Origin of the sequence: Bacillus sp. JJ1474, from assembly GCF_036965225.1 — a bacterium.
Taxonomy (GTDB): Bacteria; Bacillota; Bacilli; order Bacillales; family Cytobacillaceae; genus Cytobacillus.
Genome location: NZ_JBALPC010000272.1, coordinates 1 through 3,076, shown reverse-complemented (window position 1 = coordinate 3,076; position 3,076 = coordinate 1). Strand labels below are relative to the sequence as shown.

At 34.3% G+C, this 3,076-nt stretch carries 2 protein-coding genes; one reads left to right on the top strand and one right to left on the bottom strand.

Annotated elements, in window-relative coordinates:
- Positions 1-619 precede the first annotated feature (619 nt).
- Complete coding sequence (locus tag V7164_RS24265; RefSeq protein ID WP_335355495.1) at positions 620-1,579, bottom strand: NADP-dependent oxidoreductase; 960 nt, start codon at positions 1,577-1,579, stop codon at positions 620-622.
- Positions 1,580-2,019: 440 nt separating this feature from the next.
- On the opposite strand from V7164_RS24265, the gene V7164_RS24260 reads away from it, so the two are divergent.
- Positions 2,020-2,793, top strand: coding sequence for a Cof-type HAD-IIB family hydrolase (locus V7164_RS24260; protein ID WP_335348374.1), 774 nt, complete (start codon positions 2,020-2,022; stop codon positions 2,791-2,793).
- The last annotated feature ends 283 nt before the right edge of the window (positions 2,794-3,076 follow it).

Below are 3,076 nucleotides of genomic sequence, written 5' to 3'. Positions count from 1 at the left end.
AGATAGGTAAGACTTATATGTTCATTGTGAAGAAATGTACTTCCACTAACAGGGGAGTTTCTACGATAAGTGGAGACGTATTTTTCTTTTTGAAGTAACTGGGCATTTACTTTAAAAAGGATTAAAAAGTGTTGGGGAAGAAAATACCTATTAGGATTAGAATTAGGATGGCAGAATTATATAATGATTATCATTTCAGATTTAGTATCAAGATTAATAAATGGACAGTATCCAGAATGGTCTGATTTAACGTCTGTAAAAAATGGTGGAAACGATAATAGAACTTTTCATCTAGGCGATTAATGGTGTAAGATTAACAAGTGCAGCAGGCTTCTTAGCTTCTGAAAAAAAATTCTTGATTCATGAGTTTCCGAATGATTTCACGGTTACCCTAATTCTTATTAAATAAAAGGGCGTAAGAATTATACTATGATGGACTGTGTCATTAATTTGTTATAGGATCAATTAATTAAAGAAGAACAAGAAATTATCGGGACTGATAAGCCACTTGTTCTTCTCTTTCTACTTTTTATTTTTGTTGATGATAAAGTATTAAACAAGAAAAACTTAATCAAACTATAACGGTCTTACAGGTAGACATATTTCGCAATATGGGTTGTTAATCATTATCACCTTGAGCACCATCATATACTTTTAAAATAATGCGACCGCGCCCATGACCCTGTTGAGATATTTTATGTGCTTCATCCACTGTTTCTAATGAAACAAGTTTTGAAATGTCGATCCTTAACTTTTTATCTGCAATCATTTGGGAAATTGTCTGAGAAATAAATTTCGTTTCCTCAGGAGAATACGGAGTAAACGGTTTTCCTGTTTTTAGTCCATACATACGTGTTTTATCAGCTGATGGCTGATCAACTAAAGATAGAAGTTTTCCTCCTTTTTTCACTACGGACCAGGATCTTTCTAACGTATCTCCGCCAACCGTATCGACAACCAGGTCTACATCCTGGACTATGTTCTCAAAAGAGGTGGAAGTATAATCAATGACAGTGTCTACTCCTAATAAGGACAGGAAGTCTAAATTTCTCCCTGAACTGGTTCCTATAACATGTGCTCCCTTCCATTTAGCCAATTGGACTGCAATAGAACCAAACCCTCCTGCTGCTCCATGAATCAGCACTTTTTCACCTTCCCTTAATTCTCCGTCCCTAAATAGAGTATGCCACGCTAGAATAGCACTCGCAGGGATTGCTGCTGCCTCTTCAAATGTTATTGTTGAAGGTTTAGGAAAAAGTTCTTCTCTTGATGCTACGGTAAACTCAGCATAAGTTCCATATTTACTTCGTCCAAAGACTTCCTGCCCGATGTAAAAATCATGGACATTACGGCCAAGTTTCTCCACAGTTCCTGCAAATGTTGTCCCAGGGGTATAAGGAAAGATTGCAGGTCGACTATCCTTAAAGTAACCTTCACGATATTTCCAATCATACGGAAGGACGCCAACGGTATGAACCCGAATTAACACCTCATTAGAGCTAGGCTCCGGAATAGGAATCCTTTCGAGTTTTAATTGCTCCGGTCCACCGTATTGGTAAACTCGAATGGCTTTTATCATAATGAATCAAATCCTTTCTTTATTTTTTTGAAAAAGTTGGCCATTTTGGTCCTCTACATAGATATGAGACAAATATCCAATTTAACATTGCCAGTAAGAAAATCCCAAAATATATATTACTGTATATTACTGTTTGGCAATAGAAGACAACAGGTTTTAAGGGAGGGAAATTGTTTAACTATTAATTTGGTAGTAATTGCTCCACATATGGCAATAGAAAGAAAGTTTGACAAACTGTATACACCTATACCAATGCCTGAGTGTTCAACAGATAGTTTTCTGGATATCCAATTGGTTAGAGATGGTTGCATAAAAACATATCTAACAAAACAGATCCCTCCTATAGATATCTATTATGAATTTAACAATAATATTTAAATTTGGTACAATTTTCTAACAGACTACTTTATATATTTGATTAATACAAAGGGGGTTCCATATTGGATTATAAAATTGTATTTTTGGATGTTGATGGAACGATAACAAGTCACGAAGATGGCAGGATTCCATCTTCAACTATTGAAGCTATAAAAATATTGAAAAGCAAAGGCTTGAAGGTTGTTGCTGCTACGGGAAGACCATTATCGATGTGTAATGAATTACAGGAAATGGGAATAGAAACCTTTATAACAGCAAATGGCGGGTACGTAAAACACATCGAAAAAGTGATTCATAAAGTACCAATGGATAAGAATATTATCTTAGAAGTAATGGATTTTGCCCAGTCGGAGAATAATGGTTTGACTTTTTATACTGAAGACCTTTATATGAATGGTGTTACAGAGGACGAAATCTTAACAGCATTGAAGGAAACCTTATTTCTCGATGATTATCCTATTACTAATCGTTTAATTCATAAACAAGAGGTATTTTTATTGTGTTTATTTGCAAGTGATGTGGCTGTTGAGAAGTACATACAAAAGTTTCCAAACTTAACATTTAAAAGATGGCATCCATATGTGTTAAATGTTTTGCAGGAAAATGTGTCTAAGTCTTTAGCTATCATGAAAACTCTAGAGTTTTTTGGGCTAGATAAAACAGAAGCCATTGCTTTCGGTGATGGAGAAAATGATATTGACATGTTGGAACTAGTTGGACTTGGTATAGCAATGGGGAATGGAAATGAAAAATTGAAAAGTATTGCGGACTTTGTTACCAAAAAGTCTAGTGAAGATGGTATTCATTATGCGTTAAAGAAGTATGGGATAATTTAAATTCCAATGAACTATGGTAAGACTGGCAAACTTTATTTTCAATATCGAAAATTATCGGCACCTATCATAAAAAGCGTAATTTTATTAGTAGTAAAAAGTCTTTGTTTAACTAATTGTTACGTTTCTATAAAAGCGAAGATGGTTTTTTACTAGGGTATAAGAAACATACTCTGACCCATTTCTTTAAGGCGGCGAAAGTATTGGTTACTGAACTTAGTATTTCATTATTTATTCCTACTGATTTAATAGATAAGGTTATTAACGTTTTTAAAGACTATAATAT